Raw genomic sequence first — 21,750 nt, 5'->3', positions numbered from 1 at the left:
CAACAATTTCGAACGAGCACTTTGAGGACAACAACCATGATTATCTACGGTGTGGCTTTTTTGGCGTTCTGCACGTTGGCAGGGCTGTTTGTGGGTGAGTTGCTGGGCAAGCTGCTGGGTATCCCGGCCAACGTCGGCGGGGTGGGTATCGCCATGCTGCTGTTGATCGGCCTGGGCAGCTACCTGAGCAAACGCGGCCTGTTTACCGGCAAGTCAGAGCAGGGCGTGAGCTTCTGGGCTGCGATCTATATCCCAATTGTGGTGGCGATGGCCGCCCAGCAAAACGTGTATGGCGCCATCAGCGGTGGGCCTATGGCGATTCTGGCCGGGACCCTCGCCGTGGTGCTTGGCTTTGCCCTGGTGCCCGTGCTGGTGCGTATCGGTAACCGCGAGCCGGTTGCGGTTGCTCCCACTAAAGAAGCGGGGTAATCGCCATGTACGAATCGATGATGAAAGTGATCACCGGCTACGGCTTGATCAGTGGTTTCGCCGTGATCGGCCTGACCATGTGGGTGTCTTATTGGATCTCCGATACCTTCACCAAGGGCCGCCTGCATGGTTCGGCCATTGCCATTCTGCTGGGGTTGGCGCTGTCGTATGTGGGTGGTGCGTTTACCGGTGGTTCCAAGGGCGTGGTGGATATTCCACTGTTGTCGGGCATCGGCCTGCTGGGCGGGGCGATGTTGCGCGACTTTGCCATTGTCGCCACGGCGTTTGGCGTGAGTGTCGATGAGCTCAAACGCGCCGGCTTCGTGGGTGTGCTGGCGCTGTTTGTCGGCGTGGGCTCGTCGTTCGTTGCCGGGGTCGGGGTGGCGATGGCGTTCGGGTATACCGATGCGGTGAGCCTCACCACCATCGGCGCCGGGGCCGTGACCTATATCGTCGGCCCGGTGACCGGCGCGGCGATTGGGGCCAGCTCCGAGGTGATGGCGCTGTCCATCGCCGCAGGATTGATCAAGGCCATACTGGTGATGGTCATGACACCGTTCGTGGCCCCGCTGATCGGGCTGAACAATCCCCGTAGCGCGGTGATCTTCGGTGGCTTGATGGGTACCTCCAGCGGCGTGGCGGGCGGGTTGGCCGCGACCGATCCGAAGCTGGTGCCTTATGGGTGTTTGACCGCGGCGTTTTATACGGCGCTGGGGTGCTTGTTGGGGCCGTCGTTGTTGTTTCTGGTGATGAGGGGGTTGGTGGGCTGACCTGGGGATTTCCAGTGTCTGGACGGGCGCTATCGGGGGCAAGCCCCCTCCCACATTTTGATCGGTGAACACATTCCAAGTGTGGGAGGGGGCTTGCCCCCGATGGCATTCTCAAGCCTGGCGATTGGCATACATCCGACACTCCGCCAACAACGCCAGCAGGTTCGGGTCGCGCTCCTTGGCTTTCAAAAACACCACGCCGATCTGCTGCTGCAACCTGTACCTGGGTTGCAGCGGTATCAGCTTCACGCGGTTCTCATACACCGCTGCAATTCGTCCCGGCAGCAGTGCATAACCCACCCCCGAGCTGACCATGCTCAGCAAGGTGAAGATGTCGTTTACCTGCATCGCCACCTTCGGTTCGAACCCCGCCTGCTTGAACACCCGGTTGCCGTCCTGATGGGTGGCGAAGCCCTGGGTGAGGGTGATAAAGGTGGCATCCCGTACATCGGCCAGGTCGATTTCCTGATCGCGGTCCAGGGGGGAGTCGGCCGGCGTGGCAAGGAAGATGTCATCGCTGAACAGCGGGATCTGCTCGCAGTCCGGATCATGGGTGTGGTCGTCGAGGGAGATGAGGATCGCATCCACCTCCATGTTCTTGAGCTTGTAGAACAGGTCGAAATTGGAGCCCAGGATCAGGTCGATATTCAGCTCGCTGCGGCGGATCTTCAGGCCCATGATCAGTTGCGGCACGGTCTTGACCGTCAGCGAGTACAGCGAGCCGAGCTTGAAACGTTCGGCGCAGAAGCCGGCGGCTTCGCGGGTCAGGCGCACCCCCTCGACCACATCGGCTATCAGTTTTTGCGCACGTTCTTCGAGCACATAGGCGCTTTCCAGCGGGGTGAGGTTGCGCCCCTCGTGTTTGAACAGCGGGCAGCGCAGGGCATTTTCCAGGGAATGGATGGCGCGGTGCACGCTGACGTTGCTGGTTTGCAGCTCGGCGGCGGCGCGGGCCAGGTTGCCGGTGCGCATGAACGCCAGGAAGATTTCCAGCTTCTTGAGGGTGAACTCTTCGTCGATCAGCATGGCCGTGGGCTCTTGTTCGATTGCGCTCGATTGTGCCTGCAAACGCGGCCCTCGTCGCTGGAACGTCACACGCCACTTGCACTCTGATGCGCAAGGCTGGAGGCTTGCCGACAGTCGTCAACGGTGAGGGGAGGTCAACGATAGATGTATCACGGGGAACGGTTCAACGCCTGGAGCCATTTGCTCGGTGCAGTCGCGGCGTGTATTGGCGCCGTGTGGATGTTGGTGGTGGCGAGCCTGGACGGCAGCCCCTGGAAGATCGTCAGCGTGGCGATTTATGGCTTTACCCTGATGGTGCTGTACAGCGCGTCGACGGTGTACCACAGCGTGCGGGGGCGGCGAAAAGAGATCATGCAGAAGGTCGATCACTTCTCGATCTACCTGTTGATCGCCGGCAGCTACACACCGTTCTGCCTGGTAAGCCTGCGCGGGCCGTGGGGCTGGACGCTGTTCGGGATCGTGTGGGGGCTGGCGGTGATTGGCATCCTGCAAGAGATCAAGCCGCGCTCGGAGGCGCGGATTCTGTCCATCGTGATCTACGCGGTAATGGGCTGGATCGTGCTGGTGGCGGTCAAGCCGCTGATCGCGGCGCTGGGCACCGCAGGGTTTATCTGGTTGGCCGCGGGTGGGGTGTTGTACACCGTGGGCATCATCTTTTTTGCCCTGGAAGATCGCCTGCGTCATTCCCATGGCATCTGGCATTTGTTTGTGATTGGCGGCAGCCTCCTGCATTTTGTGGCGATCATGCATTACGTGCTTTGAGCTGCGGAAGGTCCAGCAACTCACGCGCCCGGGTGCCGAAAATTTGCAGCAGGTGAGCGAACATATGCGGCGGTGGCGCACCGGCGCGGGTCAGGGCGTACAAGGTGATGGGCAGCGGCGGGGTGAATGGGCGGATACAGGTGGTGGCCGTTGAGGCGCCTAGGGCCGTAAAAGGATCAATCACGGCGAGGCCGGCACCGGATTCCACCATCGCGCGGGCCAGGGAGTAAGTCTGGACGGAGATCGTTACCCGAGGTGCGGGCTCGACATTTTCCAGGTAACCGGCAAGTTTTGCCGCCAACGGATCGGCGCTGGAAAGGCCAATCAACGGCGCTCCTGCCAGGTTTGCCAAGGGCAACGGCTGGTTCAACTCGGTGTCGTGCCAGACCCCCTTGGAGGCCAGCGCGACCAATGCGCCGTTCGCCAGCACTTGGGAGGTCAACCCTGGATGGCCGGAGAAGTTGAGGGTCAGAGCCAGGTCGATTTCGCGCACCAACAGCTTTTGCACCAGTTCGCTGCTATGGTCGCTGGATAGCTCGCAGGTCATGTTCGGATAGTCGCGGGTCCACTCCAGAATCGCCGGTGGCAGCAGTGATAGTGCCAGTGCCGGGATCGCACCAATGCGTATGCTTTGCCCAGGTTCGCGGCGCAAGCTTCTGGCCAGGCGCCTTACGCCTTGCAAGCTCTCGGTGACTTTCTCGACCTCGCCTTCCAGCGCCAGAGCTTCCGGCGTGGGTTGCAATTTGCCGCGAACCCGCAAGAACAAGGGAAAACCCAGCTGCATTTCGGCGTGCTGCAGCACTTTGGTCACCGCCGGTTGCGACACGTGCAGCAACTGCGCGGCTCCACTGACGGAGCCGGTCTGTCGGATCGCCTGGAAGATTTCGATATGACGTAGACGCATAAAGCCATAACCTTGGTTTATAAACGGCCTACTTTTATTCATTGTGCAAGCGTTGTCACTCCCCCTTAGTCTCGATTTAGTTTCGTGACGTGTGAGGTGACACTTTGGCAAAGCAGGTTTGTATCATCGGTGGGGGCGTCATTGGTCTGACAAGCGCATACGCTCTGGTACGTGCGGGGATGGATGTGACGCTGGTCGAGGGGCAGAAAACCCTGGGTAGCGCCACCAGCTTCGCCAACGGCGGCCAGCTTTCCTATCGGTATGTCACGCCACTGGCGGATGCCGGCATGCCACTCAAGGCGCTCGGTTGGCTACTGCGGGGCGAGCTGCCGGTTAAACTCAGGCCGCGCATGGACCCGCTGCAGTGGCGCTGGCTGGCATCTTTCCTGGGCGCTTGTCGTTCATCGGTCAATCACACCAATTCTCAACATCTCCTGCGCTTGGCGGCGCTGAGCCAGCAGACGCTGGAGAGCTGGCGCCATGAGGACAAGCTCGAAGGATTCAACTGGCAGCGTAACGGCAAGCTGCTGACCTTTCGCTCCTCCGAGAGTTTTGCCCAGGCCCGCCGTAAGTTGAGCGACCCTTTACAGCAGCAAGTGTTGTCGGCCGAGGACTGTCGGCGGTTGGAGCCCTCATTGAGCCCGGGCACGTTCATCGGTGGCATTTACAACCCTACCGAAGAAGCCGCTGATTGCCACGGGTTTTGCCAGCGCCTGACCGATCATCTGCAAGCCTCCGGGCGATGCCGGTTCTTGCTGGGACGCAAGGTATTGAAGATTCACGAGGCCTTTGGTTCGGTGGTGGCTCTGGAGTTCCAGGATGAAGTGCTGCCGGTGGATAACCTGGTACTGGCCGCCGGATATAACAGCCACAGCCTGTGCTTGCCGGCCCTGAATTTGCCGTTGTACCCGCTCAAAGGCTATAGCCTTACCGTGCCGATTGACGACCAGCATACGGCGTTGAACATCAATGTTACCGACTATGACCGCCGTACCGTCTATGCCCGTATCGGTGAGCAATTGCGCATCGCGGCAATGGTCGACATCGTCGGGTTCAACAGTGCTCCGGAGCCCAAGCGCCTGGCAGTCATAAAACGCCTGGCCCGCCAGACTTTTCCTATGGCCGGGAACTATGACGCCGCTGTTGAATGGGCGGGTATGCGCCCGGCTACCCCCTCGGGTCTACCGCTGATTGGCGCCACGGCCTATCGCAATCTTTGGCTCAACCTTGGCCATGGTGCCCTGGGGTTCACCCTCGCGTGTGGCAGTGGACATGTATTGGCCGAGATGATTGACGCACAATCAACGTCTATCGACACACGGGCGTTTCTTCCCAAAGTGGCATGACCTGCCTGCCTGAACGCTAGCCTATAACCTTTGGTTATGTGCTGCTCCTCTTTATTCATTTTCGGCTGCCTGCCCGATGCCCCTACGCTGAGACCTCTTAATCAACGGCTGGGGGCTGGGATGGCCAGGCAGGTTTGCATCATTGGCGGCGGTGTCATCGGATTGGCGAGTGCTTACGCACTGGTTCGAGCCGGCCATGAAGTGACGGTAATCGATGCGCGCGACCGTCTGGGCAGTGAGACCAGCTTCGCCAATGGCGGGCAGTTGTCCTATCGGTATGTCGCTCCGCTGGCTGATGCCGGCGTGCCGCTGCAGGCGATAGGCTGGCTGTTGCGCGGTGACTCGCCCTTGAAGCTGCGTCCCCGGCTCGACCCACAGCAGTGGCGCTGGATGGCGGCCTTTATCGGCGCGTGCCGGAGTTCGGTCAACAGGCGTAACGGTGCCCATCTTCTGCGCCTGGCAACCCTGAGCCAGAGCACGTTGCAGCAGTGGCGCGAGGCTGATCGACTGGACGGCTTCGACTGGCGGCGCAACGGCAAGCTGGTCATGTTCCGCAGCGCCAGCACCTTCGAACAGGCTCGTCGCAAGGTGACAAGTTTCCTGCAGCAACAGGTGCTGTCGCCCGTTGAATGCGCCCGCCTGGAGCCTGCATTGGCGAACGGTGGCTTTGCCGGTGGCATCTATACGCCGAACGAAGAGGTGGGCGATTGCCACGCCTTTTGCCAGCAATTAGCGGCCCGCCTTCAGGCGTCGGGGCGTTGCAGGTTTTTGCTGGGGCGCAAGGTCACCGGGTTGCGCCACGCTGGCGGTGCGGTACAAGCCGTTGAGTTGGGTGACGAGGTGATGCCGGTCGAGCAGTTGGTACTCGCTGCGGGTTATCGCAGTGCTGAGTTGGCACTGCCGGGGTTGTCGGTGCCTGTGTATCCACTCAAGGGCTACAGCTTGAGCATACCGATTGGCGCGCATCACAAGGCGCCGAGCGTAAGCATCACCGACTACGACCGCAAGATCGTCTACGCGCGCCTGGGTGAGCAACTTCGAGTTGCGGCGATGGTGGATATCGTGGGGTTCGATACTGGCCTTGAGCCTTCGCGACTGGCACTGATTAAACGCCACGCCGTAGAGACGTTTCCTCTGGCTGGCGACTACCAGAACGCGTTCGAATGGGCTGGCATGCGCCCGGCCACGCCAACGGGCGTGCCGCTGATTGGTGCCAGTGGCTATCGCAACCTGTGGCTGAACCTGGGGCACGGTGCCCTTGGCTTTACCTTGGCCTGCGGCAGCGGCCAACTGCTGGCCGAGCTGATCGACCAGCGCACCCCTTCCATTGATATGCAGGGCCTGACGCCCCGCTCCGCTTGAGGATGCAGCCATGACCATTACCCGAATCAACAGCAATGAGCGACTCAGTGGCGCCGTAACCTTCAAGGAACTGGTGTTTCTGTCGGGCCAGGTGCCGGGCGAGGGCCTGGATGTGGCCACCCAAACCCGGGAAGTACTGGCCAGGATTGACGCACTGTTGGCTGAGGCGGGCAGTGATAAGGATCACTTACTCAACGCCACGATTTACCTGAAGGACATCGGTGCCGGTTTTGCACCGATGAATGATGTCTGGTCCGAGTGGCTCTCGCCAGGCATGGCGCCCACGCGCACTACCTTGCAAGCAGAGCTGGCGCGACCGAGTGTGCTGGTGGAAATCAGCGTGATTGCAGTACGTAAATAACCTCAAAGACCAACGGAGAATAACAATGAAAAAGATCCTGTTGACGGGCTGCACCCTGGGCCTTTTGTGGGGCGCGCAGGCGCATGCAACCGAAGCGCCGCTGGAGGGCACCTTGAGCAAGATCGCCAGCGCCAAGTCCATCACCCTGGGTTACCGCGATGCGTCGGTGCCGTTTTCCTACGTGGGGGATAGCAGTGGTAAACCGATGGGCTACTCGGTGGACCTGGCAAACAAAATTGTCGAGCGTATCCAGCAGAAAACCTCAGTGGGCGACCTCAAGGTGAAGTACAACCTGGTGACGTCCCAAACCCGGATCCCACTGGTGCAGAACGGCACTGTCGATCTGGAGTGCGGCTCCACCGGCGTGACGGCTGAGCGGCAGAAGCAAGTGGCGTTCTCCTACGGGTTTATCTACGTAAAAGGCCAGTTGCTGACGGCCAAGGACAGCGGGATCAAAGGCTTTACCGACCTTGCGGGCAAGAATGTGGTGACCACTGCCGGCACCACCAATGAGCGCTTCCTCAAAAGTTATAACGCTGAACACAAAGCCAATATGTTCGTGATCAGTGCCAAGGACCATGGCGAAGCGTTCAAGATGCTTGAGACTGGCCGGGCCGTAGCGTTCTATATGGACGACGCGTTGCTCTACGGCGAGCGGGCCAAGGCCAGGGACCCGCATCATTGGGTGGTGGTGGGCGAGGAGCAATCGCGAGAGATCTACAGTTGCATGGTGCGCAAGGATGATCCGCAGTTTCTTGCAGTGGTCAACGAGACTTTGGGCGATCTGTACCGCTCAGGTGAGATCAACGGGATTTACCAGCGCTGGTTTGAACAGCCGATCCCGCCGAAGGGCTTGAACCTGGAATTCCCGATGACCCGCGAGTTGAAAGCGATCATCGCCCAGCCGGTGAGTGACCCGGTGGAGTAAGTTTGGAGCAACCCGATAAAACTGTGGGAGCTGGCTTGCCTGCGATAGCGGTCTGTCAGTTGTAGATTAACTGCCTGAACCACCGCTATCGCAGCATGGGTATCTACACAACTTCGGCGCGACGCTAAATCTGTGGCGAGGGAGCTTGCTCCCGTGACGGCCTGGCAGCCGACACAGATATAACTGATGCCCCGCGATCCAATGTGGGAGCTGGCTTGCCTGCGAAGACGGCCTGACAGTCAACACAGTTGGACCGTGTACATATCCATTCCTGCGGTAACGGCCACTTAGGGTTCCGCTCTGACAGCGGGTCACTTTGGAAAAGAGCCGGAATGCCGGCCCAGCCCAAAGTAACCAAAGGGCTCTTGCCCCACCACTCGGTACCTCGCTTAGGCTCGGTGTGCCCGTAATCCGCCATGGATTTGGGGGGGCGCCGCCACGCGCCATCCATGGCGCGGGGCGGCTAAACCGGCATCCCTGCCGGTTTAGCCGCCCAAATCCCTGGCGAATTCCGGCCAGCGTGGTTTGACGGGGCGCCTAAGATCAAGATCAAAAGCAGATCAAGAGCGGCTCGCTTCGCATCGTGGTTTGTGTAGATACCTATGGCTATCGCAGGCAAGCCAGCTCCCACATTTGATTAGGTTTAGAAGTCGCCCCAGAGTTGTTGGGCGACGGATAGTGCGACGACGGGGGCGGTCTCGGTACGCAACACCCGCGGGCCGAGGCGAGCGGCGTGGTAGCCGGCGTCTTGGGCGGTCTCGACTTCATTATCGGTGAGCCCCCCTTCGGGGCCGATCAAGAACGCCAGGCTGGATGGCTTGGCGTGGCTGATCATCGGCTCTGCCACCGGGTGCAACACCAGCTTCAAATCTGCCTCGGTTTGCTTGAACCAGTCTGCCAGCAATAGCGGTGGGTGAATCACCGGCACCGTCGAACGCCCACATTGCTCACATGCACTGATAGCTACCTGGCGCCAGTGCAGCAGGCGTTTGTCGGCGCGTTCGTCCTTGAGGCGTACTTCGCAGCGCTCGCTGAAGATCGGCGTGATTGCATTGACGCCCAGCTCAGTGGCTTTCTGGATCGCCCAATCCATGCGTTCACCCCGGGACAGACCTTGGCCCAGGTGGATGTGCAGCGGCGATTCGGCCTGGCCGGCAAAGCTTTGCGTCAGTTGCACGGTGACGCGCTTTTTACCGACGTCCAGCAGCGTGCCACTAAACTCCTGGCCAGAGCCGTCGAACAGTTGCACGGCATCGCCTTCACCCATGCGCAACACACGGCTGATGTAATGCGCCTGGGCTTCGGGCAGTTCGTGGTCACCGAGACTCAGCGGGGTGTCGGTGAAAAAGCGGGACAGTCTCATTTCTGTTCTCTGAAGAGGTTTATGTAGGAGCGAGGGGGACGCCTGGTTCTTGCTCGCGAAAAACGTACATCCGACGCAGCGGCGCGCCTGGAATGCCTTCGCGAGCAAGCTCGCTCGTACAAGGATTTAGGCAATCAACCCGGATCACGGAAGCCTGGATGGAAATCTTTCGGCACCGCCACACTGACCTTGCTGTTGGTGGCGATATCGATCCCCTCGCTGGCGACTTCGGCCAGAAAGTCGATCTGCTCGGGGGTAATCACATAAGGCGGCAGGAAATACACCACGCTGCCCAATGGCCGCAGCAGCGCACCGCGCTCCAGCGCGTGCTCGAAGACCTTCAGGCCACGGCGTTCCTGCCACGGATAGGCGGCCTTGGTGGCTTTGTCCTGCACCATCTCGATGGCCAGCACCATGCCGGTCTGGCGCACTTCCGACACGTGAGGATGGTCCACCAGGTGCGCGGTGGCGGTGGCCATGCGCTGGGCCAGGGCCTTGTTGTTTTCGATGACGTTGTCTTCTTCGAAAATATCCAGGGTTGCCAACGCCGCCGCGCACGCCAACGGATTGCCAGTGTAACTGTGGGAGTGCAGGAAGGCGCGCAGGGTAGGGTAGTCATCGTAGAACGCGTCGTAGACATCGTCGGTGGTGACTACGGCGGCCAGCGGCAAGTAGCCGCCGGTGAGGGCCTTGGACAGGCACAGGAAGTCCGGGCGAATGCCGGCTTGTTCACAGGCGAACATGCTGCCGGTGCGGCCGAAGCCCACGGCGATTTCGTCGTGGATCAGGTGCACGCCGTAGCGGTCGCAGGCTTCGCGCAGCAGCTTGAGGTACACCGGGTGGTACATCCTCATGCCACCGGCGCCCTGGATCAGTGGCTCGACAATCACGGCGGCAACGCTGTCGTGGTGGTCGGCCAGGGTCTGTTCCATGGCCAGGAACATGTTGCGCGAATGTTCTTCCCAGCTCATGCCTTCGGGGCGCAGGTAGCAATCGGGGCTTGGCACCTTGATGGTGTCGAGCAGCAGCGCCTTGTAGGTCTCGGTAAACAGCGGCACATCGCCCACCGACATCGCGGCGATGGTTTCGCCATGGTAGCTGTTGGTCAGGGTGACGAAGCGCTTCTTGTTCGGCAGGCCGCGGTTGAGCCAGTAGTGAAAGCTCATCTTCAACGCGACTTCGATACAGGATGAGCCGTTATCGGCGTAGAAGCAGCGCGTCAGACCTTCAGGCGTCATCTGCACCAGGCGTTCGGACAACTCGATCACCGGTTGATGGCTGAAACCAGCGAGGATTACGTGTTCAAGCTGATCGACCTGGTCCTTGATGCGCTGGTTGATGCGCGGGTTGGCGTGGCCGAACACGTTGACCCACCAGGAACTGACGGCGTCGAGGTAGCGCTTGCCTTCGAAGTCTTCCAGCCATACGCCTTCACCGCGCTTGATCGGGATCAGCGGCAGTTGCTGGTGGTCTTTCATCTGGGTGCAGGGATGCCACAGCACCGCGAGATCGCGTTGCATCCACTGGTTATTCAAGCCCATCGGTGATCTCCTCGAAGCGGTCCTGCGATCGGCGCAGGCGAAACAATCGCGCAAGCCTATGCAATGGTGACTTGGGTCACAAGCCATTGTGGGCAAATTCGCGGTAAATGCAGGACGGTCTGTCACGTTTCTTGGGAATAGTCTTAATCCCTTGTTAATTTATGATGCATAGCCTCTTTATCGTATTTCTCGATATTTCAAAGCAAAATTTTCCGCTTTAATTCGATAGGTAAAGCGCTAGTCTTGGGCACAGTTCTTACGGGATTAAGTACATGCAGCTACGCAATTCGCCGGCCCGCTATGGTTGGGTCAGCATGGTTTTGCACTGGGGCGTAGCTCTGGTGGTGTTCGGTTTATTCGCCTTGGGCTTGTGGATGGTCGGCCTCGACTATTACAGCGCCTGGCGTAAAGATGCACCCGACCTGCACAAGAGCATTGGCATTACGCTGTTCGCCATCATGCTGGTACGTATTGTCTGGCGCCTGGTCAGCCCGCCGCCGCCACCGCTGGCCAGCTATAGCCGTATGACGCGGATCGGTGCTGCATTTGGACATGCTTTCCTGTATCTCGGGCTGTTTGCCGTGATGATTGCCGGTTACCTGATTTCCACCGCAGACGGTGTCGGTATCCCGGTCTTTGGTCTGTTTGAAATTCCTGCCTTGGTTTCCGGTCTACCGGACCAGGCAGACACCGCCGGTTGGGTGCATTTATACCTGGCCTGGGTGTTGGTGGTCTTCGCCGGTTTGCATGGCGTGGCTGCGTTGAAACACCACTTTATCGATCGTGATGCGACCCTGACACGAATGCTGGGGCGCAAAGCCTGATGTTCAACCTCGACTCACAAGGAATAGAAAGCATGTTGAAAAAAACACTCGCTGCGCTGGCAATCGGTTCTGCACTGCTGTCCGCAGGTTCGGCGATGGCCGCTGACTACGTGATCGACAAGGAAGGCCAGCACGCCTTCGTCGATTTCAAAATCAGCCACCTGGGCTACAGCTACATTACCGGTACCTTCAAGGACCTGGACGGCAAGTTCAGCTTTGATGCGGCCAAGCCGGAAGACGCCAAGATCGAAGTTAACGTGCGTACTGCCAGCGTGTTCTCCAACCACGCCGAGCGTGACAAGCACGTCAACAGCAAGGATTTCCTGGAGTCGGGCAAATTCCCGGATGCCAAGTTTGTCTCCACCAGCGTCAAGCCAACTGGCAAAAATGCTGATGGCAAGCTGACCGCTGACGTGACCGGCGACCTGACCTTCCACGGTGTGACCAAGCCGATCCTGGTTAAAGCCACGTTCCTGGGCGAAGGCAAGGATCCATGGGGCGGCTACCGTGCCGGTTTTGAAGGCACCACCAACATCAGCCGCAAGGAGTTCAACAAAGACGGTATGGACGTAGGTCCACAGTCTGACAATGTTCAGCTCTACATCACCTTTGAAGGTGTTAAGGCGAAGTAATGCTTCGTATGTAGGAGCGAGCTTGCTCGCGAAAAACGTAGAGACACCGCGTTTTTTCAGGCTGCCAGCGTTATCGTTGACGACCTTCGCGAGCAAGCTCGCTCCTACAGCTTTAAATAAAAAAGCCCCGCATCTTTCGATGCGGGGCTTTTTTGGTTTAAAACTAGCGGTTGCGAGTCAGCAGCGCTGGTTTCTCACCACGAGGGCGGCCTGGCAGTTGGTCCAACTGCTCAGGTGTCGGGAAGCGATCCGCTTTCGACTCCTTGTGGATGATCTTCGGCGCGGGGCCACCACGCGGGTTTTGCACTGCGGGCTCGGACAAACGTGGCTGGTCGTCACGGGCCGGGCGGCGGTTGTTGCTGCGCGAGTCCTCGCGACGGGCCTGGCCGTCACGCGGTGCACCGTTGCGCGGGCCGTTGCGCTTGGCAGGCGGAGTACCGGTGGTGCTGCCGCTGCTGTTGCGCGGGCCGTTTTGACGGCCACCCTGTGGCTGTCCACCACGAGGAGCACCCGCACCGGCGCCCTGTGCCGGGGCACCTGGACGACGGCCACGGCCCTGGGCCGGTTTGGCCTGGGGCACGTAGTCGACGCGGTTACCGAAGTTATCCACATCATCGTCGAGGAACTCGTCCGGGGCGCGGTCGGCAGCGGCGCGTGGCGGCTGGCTCGGCTGGCGCTGTTCGCGGGCCGGGGTGCCTTCACGTGGCTTTTGCTCGCGGGCCGGGCGTTCGCCACGGCTGCTGGTGGCGGACTTTTCCTTGCCCTTGTCCTTGCCTTTGTCGCGACGACCACCGCCACCACCGCCGCCGTTCGGGCCATCGCCCTTCGGACCGCGTGGGTTGCGCGGGTTACGCACATCCGGACGCTCGCGCGCTTCAGGCTTTTCGGCCTCCACGGCGCTGGCATCGAAGCCCATCAGGTCGCCGTCGGCGATTTTCTGCTTGGTCATGCGCTCGATGCTTTTCAGCAGTTTTTCTTCGTCCGGGGCGACCAGGGAAATGGCCTCGCCCGAACGACCGGCACGGCCAGTACGGCCGATACGGTGCACGTAGTCTTCATCGACGTTCGGCAGCTCGAAGTTGACCACGTGTGGCAATTGGTCGATATCCAGGCCGCGGGCGGCGATATCGGTGGCGACCAGGATGCGCACAGTGCCGGCCTTGAAGTCGGCCAGGGCTTTGGTGCGCGCGTTCTGGCTCTTGTTGCCGTGGATGGCGACGGCGGTGAGGCCGTGCTTGTCCAGGTACTCGGCCAGGCGGTTGGCGCCGTGCTTGGTACGGGTGAACACCAGCACCTGTTCCCACGCGCCGTGGGTGATCAGGTGCGCCAGCAGCGAGCGCTTGTGGCTGGCGGCCAGGCGGAATACGCGTTGCTCGATACGCTCGACCGTGGTGTTCGGTGGCGTGACTTCGATGCGCTCCGGGTTGTGCAGCAGCTTGCCGGCCAGGGCGGTGATGTCCTGGGAGAACGTTGCCGAAAACAGCAGGTTCTGACGTTTGGCCGGCAGGCGCGCGAGGACCTTTTTCACGTCATGGACAAAGCCCATGTCGAGCATACGGTCGGCTTCGTCCAGCACGAGGATTTCCACGTGGGACAAATCGACGCTGCCCTGGCCGCACAGGTCGAGCAAACGACCCGGGCAGGCGACCAGTACGTCAACGCCACGGGACATGGCCTGAACCTGTGGGTTCATGCCGACGCCGCCGAAGATGCAGGCGCTGACGAACTTCAGGTCGCGGGCATACAGCTTGAAGCTGTCGTGCACTTGGGCGGCGAGTTCGCGGGTTGGGGTCAGGACCAGTACACGCGGTTGGCGCGGGCCGTGACGCTGGGATTTGTCCGGGTGACCGTTGGGAAACAACCGCTCCAGAATCGGGAGGGCGAAACCACCGGTTTTACCAGTACCTGTCTGAGCCGCGACCATCAGGTCGCGACCTTGCAACACGGCGGGAATGGCCCGCTGTTGCACCGGAGTAGGCTCGGTATAGCCCGCTGCCTCGATGGCGCGGACTAAAGCCTCGGAGAGACCGAGGGAAGCAAAGGACATGAGTAATCCTGTTTTAGTTAGGGCTTGGCCCAAAGGGATAATCTTGCCGGGCGTGAATGGCGCTTAGGGGAGCGCAATCCCGTCCGGTCCTGCTGTGTCTGGCGGGCACTCCATCGGCTCGCGCGGGCTGCAAAGCTGCGCAGTAGCTGGGTTGGGTGCCTTTTTCAAGACCCGAGCGGCCGGGCGTAAGCCTGGCGGAAAGGCCGGAGTATAACAGAGCAATCACGGCGCGCTGCTTTCCTGCTGCTCAACGGCGTCTGCGGAGGCTGATATCGGGGCGGTTTGCGCCTGCATCCCACCATATTTTGCGCTCAAGGCGGCATAGGCCGGCTCTTGTTTGAAGCGCTTGAGCTCGGCGGCAAAGCGCTGAACCAGCAGGTCCATGCCGGCTCCACGGCGCACCGCGAGAAATTGTTGCTGGCGGCTGACCACCATCGCCGCCTGGCTGACTTTGCCCTCAAGGCCCAGGGTCTTGATGATGTGTTGCCCCACCCGCCGGTCAGTCACGACCATGTCGATGCGCCCGAGCATCAGTTTGCCGAAGTTGGCTTCATGGCTGGGAGCGGGTTCGCGCTCGAATGCGTCAGAGCCACTGAATGCTTGGCCATAGAGATAGCCGGGTGAAATGCCGACAGTCAGGCCGCGCAGCTCATCGAGGGTTTCGGCGGGGTGAGGGCGTTCATTGGCGTAGAACAGGACGAATTCAACTTGCGACAAGGGTTCGCTGGGGTAGAGCAACTGGGCGTCGCGCTCATGGCTGTGGAAGATATCCAGCGCCCCGTCGGCGTGGCCCTGATCGAGCATCGCCAGGCAGCGCTTCCAGGGCAGGAACTGCCATTGCACCTCCACGCCCAGGCGCTGGAACACGATCACGGTGGTTTCGTAATCCAGGCCGGCCATGTTGCCGTTATCGTCGTAGACATAGGGGGCCCAGGGCTCGGTGACAATGCGCAGTTTCTCGCCATGAGCGGCCAGGCTCAGGCAAGAAAAAAGCACAGCGGTCAGTAGCTTGAAAATGGCGGGCATACCTTGAGGTTACGATGCTCCCGGAAGAAAGAGAAGCTCTGGCACGCGGATTGGCGGACGCTCTTATTTCACCGGAGTACCCAGCAAGTGTTTCTGGATCGCGGCGCGGCGCTCACCCAGAATCAGACGCACCACGGGGTTGGCGAACCAGTGTTCCAGCTGGTGGGCATCGATCGGGCGCTTTTGGCGTTCTTCCTGGTTTTTTCGGGCCTTGTCCCACCAGACCGGGGCGCAGGCTTGATCAAACTCGTTTTCGTGTTCGTGGCAGCCGTACAGGATTTCCCGCATGAACTGTTGCTGGTGCTTGGGCAGCAGCAGGGTGATCAGCTTGTACATCAGGCGCTGCAAGCGCGGTGGGCGTGGCAGGTACGAGGAGACCCGGCGGGTGTCGGCCAGGGCTTGTGTACTGGTGGGGGCGCTGGCGTGCTTGGCGATCCACGCCTTGACCTTGGCTCGGAACAGCTGTTTGCGGCTCCAGTAGTGATAGATCAGGTCCGGGCACTCACGCACATTGACGGTGCGGTAGGCGGCGATGGACAAGCAGAACTCTTCCAGGGTGTAGGCGCCTTGGGCGTGGGGAAACAGTTCATCCATCAATTCGATGGAACGGTCGAGGATGTATGCATCCTGTTGGGTGAGGCCAATGACCCCGGAATTCAGGGCCATCATGTCATCGTCGGCTACGCCCTTGGCCAGTAGGCGCTGATGCAGGGCGGTGTAGAGGATGCTTTCGCGGTTGTCGCCGTACTTGGCGCAGGCGGTGTTGCACAACAGGGTGCCGGGCTGTACGCGCTCGAACAGCGCCATGGGCGAATGGTGGAAGAAGGTGTCGGTGTCGATCAGTAACGCCACCTGGGATTCTTCCAGCACTTGGCGCAGGAGCACGTGTTTGGTGCGGAAGTGATAGCCGTAGGGCTCGCTCCAGCGTTTGCGGGTGGCCTCGTCCAGTGGACGTACACGTACTGGTAGCAGTCGATAGGGCTCGGGGTCGTCGCTGAACACCTGGATGTCCAGCGGTGCGTCCGGGGTGTCCTGCAGGAACGCCAGTGCGCTGGCGATGCTGAATATCGCTTCCTGATGGTAGGTCTGGGCACCGAAGACCAAGTAGACCAGCTGCGGGCGGGAAGTCGGGGATGCTATGTTCATGGACTGCGGAGTTCTTTTGGGTCACGTAAAACGACAAAGGCCCTCGTCTGAACGAGGGCCTTGGCGCAACCGGGCAAGCCTTAGCGTGGCAGCTTGAGGTTGTTCCAAATGGCGAGGCTGGGTTCAGCCTGGTTCAGGGTATAGAAATGCAGCCCTGGCGCACCCCCCTGCAACAATTGCTCACACATCTCGGTGATGACCTGCTCGCCGAACGCCTGGATGCTTTTGACGTCGTCGCCATAGGCCTCCAGTTGCTTGCGCACCCAGCGTGGGATTTCGGCACCGCAGGCGTCGGAGAAACGCGCCAGCTTGCTGTAGTTGGTGATAGGCATGATGCCCGGCACGATCGGAATATTCACACCCATCGCTTGTACACGCTCGACGAAGTAGAAGTAGCTGTCGGCGTTGAAGAAGTATTGGGTGATTGCACTGTTGGCGCCGGCATTGGCCTTGCGCACGAAGTTATGCAAATCGTCTTCGAAATTGCGCGCCTGGGGATGCATCTCCGGGTAGGCGGCCACTTCGACATGGAAGTGATCGCCGCTTTCTTCGCGGATGAAACTCACCAGGTCGTTGGCGTAGCGCAGCTCACCGCTGGCCATGCCCATGCCGGACGGCAGGTCGCCACGCAAGGCGACGATACGCTTGATGCCGGCGGCTTTGTATTGGGTCAGCAGGCCACGCAGGTCGGCCTTGCTGTCGCCCACGCACGACAAGTGCGGAGCGGCGGGAACTTTGACTTCGCTTTCCAGCTGCAACACGGTGTTGATGGTGCGGTCGCGGGTCGAACCGCCGGCGCCGTAGGTGCAGGAGAAGAAGTCGGGGTTGTAGCTGGCCAGCACCTTGGCAGTGGCCATCAGCTTTTCATGCCCAGCATCGGTCTTGGTCGGGAAGAACTCGAAGCTGTAGCGACGGTCTTGGGACATGGTCATACCCTTGGAAGCTCATAATTGCGCAATGTGTACACCGTCGATGTAGGAGGGGCTTGCCCCCGATGGCGGTGGGTCAGTCGATAGATTTACTAATCTGACACTCCGCTATCGGGGGCAAGCCCCTTCCCACATTACAAGCCCACTCCCGCCAGGAGAGTGGCAGCAGGTGTATCAGTAGCGATAAGCGTGCGGCTTGAACGGACCTTCAACCGTCACGCCGATGTAGTCGGCCTGGGTCTTGGTCAGTTGAGTCACGACGCCGCCGAAGCCGCGGACCATTTCCAGGGCCACTTCTTCGTCGAGTTTCTTGGGCAGTACTTCAACGGTCAGGCGCTCGGCTTTCTGGGCTGGCGACAGGTCGGCGTACTTCTGTTCGAACAGGAAGATCTGCGCCAGTACCTGGTTGGCGAACGAGCCGTCCATGATGCGGCTTGGGTGACCGGTGGCGTTGCCCAGGTTAACCAGGCGGCCTTCGGCCAGCAGGATCAGGTAGTCATCGTTCTGCGGGTCGAAATCGCCGGCGCCGGTACGGTGAACCTTGTGTACCTGCGGCTTCACTTCTTCCCATGCCCAGTTCTTGCGCATGAAAGCGGTGTCGATCTCGTTGTCGAAGTGGCCGATGTTGCAGACAACCGCGCGCTTCTTCAGGGCCTTGAGCATGTTCGCATCGCACACATTCACGTTACCGGTGGTGGTGACGATCAGGTCGATCTTGCCCAGCAGGGCCTTGTCGATGCTTGCTTCGGTGCCGTCGTTGATACCGTCGATGAACGGCGAAACCACTTCGAAACCGTCCATGCAGGCTTGCATGGCGCAGATCGGGTCAACTTCGGAGACCTTGACGATCATGCCTTCCTGACGCAGGGACTGGGACGAACCCTTGCCCACGTCACCGTAGCCGATCACCAGGGCTTGTTTGCCCGACAGCAGGTGGTCTGTGCCACGCTTGATCGCATCGTTCAGGCTGTGACGGCAGCCGTACTTGTTGTCGTTCTTGCTCTTGGTCACCGAGTCGTTGACGTTGATGGCCGGGATCTTCAACTCGCCCTTGGCCAGCATGTCCAGCAGACGGTGTACGCCCGTGGTGGTTTCTTCGGTCACGCCATGGACGCGGTCGAGGATCTGCGGGTACTTCTTGTGCAGCAGCTCGGTCAGGTCGCCGCCATCGTCGAGGATCATGTTGGCATCCCATGGTGCGCCATCCTTGAGGATGGTTTGCTCCAGGCACCACTCGTACTCTTCTTCGGTCTCGCCTTTCCAGGCAAATACCGGGATACCGGCGGCTGCGATAGCGGCCGCGGCCTGGTCTTGAGTCGAGAAGATGTTGCACGACGACCAACGCACTTCGGCACCCAGGGCAACCAGGGTTTCGATCAGTACGGCGGTCTGGATGGTCATGTGAATGCAGCCCAGAATCTTCGCGCCCTTGAGCGGTTGTTCAGCGGCGTACTTGCGACGCAGGCCCATCAGAGCCGGCATTTCGGATTCGGCGATAAAGGTTTCGCGACGGCCCCAGGCAGCGAGGGACATGTCGGCGACTTTGTAGTCGTTGAAATCTGCAGGCGTCATTACAGCGCTCATAGAGAGCCTCCATTCGTAGTGTGCGAATGGGCGCCGTTGTGCGTTTAGTATCAGGCCGGGATAACCAGGCCGGACAACGCCCCATCCGAGCCTGACAGGTTTAACCTGCTGCAGCGCCCCTCGGACAGGTGGCGGGAGAACGGTATCAATCGAAGATGACCGTTTTGAAACGGAGGCGATTATAGCCGTGTATGTGGCACTTCCCAAGCCTTTCTGTCGGTGGCAATGAAGATCGCGCATGGGGTTGATAGGCAATGGCTCATAGAGCTTGGGCCTGGGCTCTGCCATGATGTTGCCCATCATTTGGCAAGACGCTTTGGAGTGATCATGAACTTCCACACCCGCAAATGGGTAAAACCCGAAGACCTCAACCCCAACGGCACTCTGTTCGGCGGCAGCCTGCTGCGCTGGATCGACGAAGAAGCGGCCATCTACGCCATTGTCCAACTGGGCAACCAGCGTGTGGTGACCAAGTACATCTCCGAAATCAATTTTGTCAGCGCCTCGCGCCAGGGCGACATTATCGAACTGGGCATCACCGCCACCGAGTTCGGCCGCACCTCCATCACCCTGACCTGTGAAGTGCGCAACAAGATCACGCGCAAGAGCATCCTGACCGTGGAAAAAATGGTCTTCGTCAACCTGGGCGAAGACGGTTTGCCGGCGCCCCATGGCCGTACCGAAATCAAGTACGTCAAGGATCAGTTCCAGGACGACAGCCTTTCCGAGTAACACCAGCGTGGCGTGATTTGCGTTACCAAATCCGTCCGTATGGATCCTTCCGAGGCTCTCTCATCACTCAGGCCTACATCCTGTAGAGAGAGCCTCATGTATGAAAGTCGCCAGTTCCGTCATAGAGAATTATCCTTTTTCGCCTCAGTCGTTGAGCCAGGACGTGAAAACGACCCTGGTCAAGGGCGTAGGCGAGCGCAACCTGAGTATGTATCGCCATAGCGATGGCCGCGTCGAGGTGGTGCTGTCACCGCCGCCGCCCGCTCACTTGGTGCTCAGTGGCGGTGGCGCCAAGGGCATTGCCTTTGCCGGGGTGGTGCAGGCGCTTGAAGGCGCCGACAAACTCAAAGACGTCAAGGTGGTTTCCGGCTCGTCTGCCGGGGCGATTTCTGCAGCGTTGCTTGCCAGTGGCATGGGTGCGACGGCCTTTACGCAGCTGTCCAACAACCTCGATTTGCCGCACCTGCTCAACAGCAAGAATCCCGCCCTGGCCTGGCTGCAAGATGTCGGCTCCGAGTTAGGCAAGCTTGCCGGCAAGCTGCCTGGCCCGGCCGGCAATATTTCTCAACTGCTGCTGACCCTGTTGCCGCGCCTGCAAACCGAAGGGCAGCCTCTGGAGGACTTGATTGGCAACGAGTCGCGTCGATCGATTCTTGCCCGGATCGAAAGCTTGCCTTTGGCCAACCGGTCGCCTGAGGTCACGCACATTGCCGACCGGCTCAAAGCCGCAACCGGGCCGACCTTTCGTGATTTGGAGGTGTTGAGCCGCCATATTCCGACGATCAAGCAACTGAACATCACCGGCACGGGGATGTTCGATGGTCGTCCACAGTTGGTGGTGTTCAATGCCAGCCTGACGCCAGATATGGACATCGCCCGTGCTGCGCTTATTTCGGGGGCGTTGCCGGGCCTGTTCAAGAGCCCGTCCGAACAGGGCCATGGGTTCCAGGCGGCGGCAGAGGTAACGATGTTTCAAGACGGAGGGTTGCTCCTCAATACCCCGGCGCCCGGCGTCATCGAGCGTTCGTTCCCGGAGAGCCCGCTGGGCAAGGACGAAGCGCTGATCGTCACGTTCGAATCCGATCAGGCCTCGCCACCGGCCCGCAGTGGTAATTTTTTCAGTTCTTTGGCGGACACCTTCACTGGCACGCCGCATACCGCGGCTGAAACCTACCAGAATGATCGGCTCAAGGCGTTCCTGGATCAAACGGTGACATTGCCGCTGAACTCAAGCAAAGGCGACTTTCGCGGCCTGCTCAACGGCACCGTCAACTTCACCATGACCCTGCAGCAAAAGCTGCATTTGCAGGCCCAAGCCTGCCAGTCGGTGTCGGCCCACCTGGAAAAGCGCGAACTGCTGCGTGAGCGCCATGAGTTCGCTTCCCTGGACGATGCCGTCATGGCGATGGATGATCAGATGCTGGCAAGCGCGCAGGATCAACTGCAGAAGGCACCCGCCAGCGCAGACGCTTTGCGCTTTCGTCAGGAGGCGAAACAGGCGCTGGAGGCGTTGAACAGTGCGATTGCCGAAGCCAACCACACCGGCATATCCCTGGTGAAGACGCCAAAAATAGCCGCAGCATTACGCAATCTGGATGCCCTCGCCAGCAAGCCAGAGCACATCGAGTGGCTGGGCAAGCGTCTGAATGCGCCGGGCCAACCTAATTTTCAGCAACTTTTACAGCTGGGCGCCAGGCAGGCAAAGGGCAATGCGTCCGGCATGTCCAGGGTGCTGAACAGTGCTGTGGCCGAAATGCAAAGACGTGATATTGGCGTAAAGGCTGAGAATTTTACGCGGGAGGTCATTTATCCATCGCTGTACCGCCCAGGCCAGCCGGCATCCAACGTCGAGCTGTTGCAACGTGCGGTGCGTGACTTAAAAGAGGCGAAGACGCCACAAGACTTCAATAGCGTGCTCGATGGCATCATCAAATACTATCAAGCGCGCAATAGACCCTGGAGCAAACCCTTAAGCTCCACCACCGTGGAACAGGCCAAGGCGTGGCGCATTCCGGTTTAATTGCCGGGCCATTGAACA

General features: G+C 60.0%; 20 protein-coding genes and 1 riboswitch. Of the genes, 11 read left to right on the top strand and 9 right to left on the bottom strand.

What is annotated here, in order from left to right; translation table 11 throughout:
• Nucleotides 1-36: 36 nt before the first annotated feature.
• Together madL and madM are read left to right on the top strand one after the other, a co-directional pair.
• Nucleotides 37-429 (top strand): malonate transporter subunit MadL, encoded by a 393-nt coding sequence (madL, locus tag JFT63_RS13250; protein WP_057976496.1) that lies wholly within the window; start codon nt 37-39, stop codon nt 427-429.
• A gap of 5 nt (nt 430-434) precedes the next feature.
• Nucleotides 435-1,199 (top strand): malonate transporter subunit MadM, encoded by a 765-nt coding sequence (gene madM, locus JFT63_RS13245; protein ID WP_057702298.1) that lies wholly within the window; start codon nt 435-437, stop codon nt 1,197-1,199.
• Between the two features lie 111 nt (nt 1,200-1,310).
• Here madM and JFT63_RS13240 read toward each other — a convergent pair whose 3' ends face one another.
• Nucleotides 1,311-2,225 (bottom strand): LysR family transcriptional regulator, encoded by a 915-nt coding sequence (locus tag JFT63_RS13240; RefSeq protein ID WP_198844127.1) that lies wholly within the window; start codon nt 2,223-2,225, stop codon nt 1,311-1,313.
• 144 nt (nt 2,226-2,369) lie between these two features.
• Between JFT63_RS13240 and trhA the strand changes: the two genes are divergently transcribed.
• Nucleotides 2,370-2,987, top strand: coding sequence for a PAQR family membrane homeostasis protein TrhA (gene trhA, locus JFT63_RS13235; RefSeq protein ID WP_020301905.1), 618 nt, complete (start codon nt 2,370-2,372; stop codon nt 2,985-2,987).
• Here trhA and JFT63_RS13230 read toward each other — a convergent pair.
• Nucleotides 2,968-3,891, bottom strand: a complete 924-nt coding sequence (locus tag JFT63_RS13230; protein WP_198706653.1) for a LysR family transcriptional regulator — start codon at nt 3,889-3,891, stop codon at nt 2,968-2,970. The two genes, trhA and JFT63_RS13230, sit on opposite strands and share 20 nt — an antisense overlap.
• A gap of 104 nt (nt 3,892-3,995) precedes the next feature.
• Here JFT63_RS13230 and JFT63_RS13225 point away from each other — a divergent pair, with 104 nt between their 5' ends.
• The 4 genes from JFT63_RS13225 (at nt 3,996) to JFT63_RS13210 (ending at nt 7,888) form a co-directional block, all read left to right on the top strand.
• On the top strand, nt 3,996-5,237 hold the full coding sequence (locus tag JFT63_RS13225) for a D-amino acid dehydrogenase (RefSeq protein WP_198706652.1): 1,242 nt from the start codon (nt 3,996-3,998) through the stop codon (nt 5,235-5,237).
• 120 nt (nt 5,238-5,357) lie between these two features.
• A complete protein-coding gene (locus JFT63_RS13220) occupies nt 5,358-6,599 on the top strand; it encodes a D-amino acid dehydrogenase (protein ID WP_198844126.1) in 1,242 nt (413 codons plus the stop codon).
• A gap of 10 nt (nt 6,600-6,609) precedes the next feature.
• Complete coding sequence (locus JFT63_RS13215; protein WP_057702145.1) at nt 6,610-6,960, top strand: RidA family protein; 351 nt, start codon at nt 6,610-6,612, stop codon at nt 6,958-6,960.
• A gap of 25 nt (nt 6,961-6,985) precedes the next feature.
• Nucleotides 6,986-7,888: a transporter substrate-binding domain-containing protein gene (locus JFT63_RS13210; protein ID WP_057702146.1), complete on the top strand. Its 903-nt coding sequence runs from the start codon at nt 6,986-6,988 to the stop codon at nt 7,886-7,888.
• Between the two features lie 643 nt (nt 7,889-8,531).
• Here the strand turns inward: JFT63_RS13210 and JFT63_RS13205 are convergent.
• Together JFT63_RS13205 and JFT63_RS13200 are read right to left on the bottom strand one after the other, a co-directional pair.
• Nucleotides 8,532-9,251, bottom strand: a complete 720-nt coding sequence (locus JFT63_RS13205; RefSeq protein WP_198844125.1) for a 16S rRNA (uracil(1498)-N(3))-methyltransferase — start codon at nt 9,249-9,251, stop codon at nt 8,532-8,534.
• A 134-nt stretch (nt 9,252-9,385) separates the two neighbouring features.
• Entirely contained in the window at nt 9,386-10,792 is a 1,407-nt protein-coding gene (locus JFT63_RS13200; protein WP_057702148.1) for an adenosylmethionine--8-amino-7-oxononanoate transaminase, read from the bottom strand.
• 272 nt (nt 10,793-11,064) lie between these two features.
• Between JFT63_RS13200 and JFT63_RS13195 the strand changes: the two genes are divergently transcribed.
• Together JFT63_RS13195 and JFT63_RS13190 are read left to right on the top strand one after the other, a co-directional pair.
• Nucleotides 11,065-11,616, top strand: a complete 552-nt coding sequence (locus JFT63_RS13195) for a cytochrome b (RefSeq protein WP_056782984.1) — start codon at nt 11,065-11,067, stop codon at nt 11,614-11,616.
• 32 nt (nt 11,617-11,648) lie between these two features.
• Entirely contained in the window at nt 11,649-12,248 is a 600-nt protein-coding gene (locus JFT63_RS13190) for a YceI family protein (RefSeq protein WP_014720298.1), read from the top strand.
• Nucleotides 12,249-12,411: 163 nt separating this feature from the next.
• Here JFT63_RS13190 and JFT63_RS13185 read toward each other — a convergent pair whose 3' ends face one another.
• The 5 genes from JFT63_RS13185 to ahcY all read right to left on the bottom strand — a co-directional run bounded on the left by JFT63_RS13185 (nt 12,412) and on the right by ahcY (nt 18,980).
• Nucleotides 12,412-14,295, bottom strand: coding sequence for a DEAD/DEAH box helicase (locus JFT63_RS13185; RefSeq protein WP_198844124.1), 1,884 nt, complete (start codon nt 14,293-14,295; stop codon nt 12,412-12,414).
• Nucleotides 14,296-14,517: 222 nt separating this feature from the next.
• Nucleotides 14,518-15,321, bottom strand: coding sequence for a substrate-binding periplasmic protein (locus tag JFT63_RS13180; protein WP_198844123.1), 804 nt, complete (start codon nt 15,319-15,321; stop codon nt 14,518-14,520).
• A gap of 63 nt (nt 15,322-15,384) precedes the next feature.
• Entirely contained in the window at nt 15,385-16,467 is a 1,083-nt protein-coding gene (locus tag JFT63_RS13175; RefSeq protein ID WP_198844122.1) for a hypothetical protein, read from the bottom strand.
• An 80-nt stretch (nt 16,468-16,547) separates the two neighbouring features.
• Entirely contained in the window at nt 16,548-17,393 is an 846-nt protein-coding gene (gene metF / locus JFT63_RS13170; protein ID WP_057702299.1) for a methylenetetrahydrofolate reductase [NAD(P)H], read from the bottom strand.
• A gap of 177 nt (nt 17,394-17,570) precedes the next feature.
• Nucleotides 17,571-18,980 carry an adenosylhomocysteinase gene (gene ahcY / locus JFT63_RS13165; protein WP_198844121.1) on the bottom strand — a complete coding sequence of 470 codons (1,410 nt, stop codon included), beginning with the start codon at nt 18,978-18,980 and terminating at the stop codon, nt 17,571-17,573.
• Nucleotides 18,981-19,001: 21 nt separating this feature from the next.
• Nucleotides 19,002-19,108: riboswitch (S-adenosyl-L-homocysteine riboswitch) on the bottom strand.
• A 199-nt stretch (nt 19,109-19,307) separates the two neighbouring features.
• Between ahcY and JFT63_RS13160 the strand changes: the two genes are divergently transcribed.
• Together JFT63_RS13160 and JFT63_RS13155 are read left to right on the top strand one after the other, a co-directional pair.
• A complete protein-coding gene (locus JFT63_RS13160) occupies nt 19,308-19,712 on the top strand; it encodes an acyl-CoA thioesterase (protein ID WP_057702153.1) in 405 nt (134 codons plus the stop codon).
• Between the two features lie 100 nt (nt 19,713-19,812).
• The gene (locus JFT63_RS13155) at nt 19,813-21,732 is read left to right on the top strand and encodes a patatin-like phospholipase family protein (RefSeq protein ID WP_198844120.1); all 1,920 of its coding nucleotides are present in this window, start codon (nt 19,813-19,815) and stop codon (nt 21,730-21,732) included.
• Nucleotides 21,733-21,750: the final 18 nt, after the last annotated feature.

This window comes from Pseudomonas sp. MF7453, assembly GCF_016405455.1.
Taxonomy (GTDB): Bacteria; Pseudomonadota; Gammaproteobacteria; order Pseudomonadales; family Pseudomonadaceae; genus Aquipseudomonas; species Aquipseudomonas paralactis.
The sequence above is the reverse complement of the archived record's forward strand: the minus strand, read 5'-3'. Positions and strand labels throughout refer to the sequence as shown.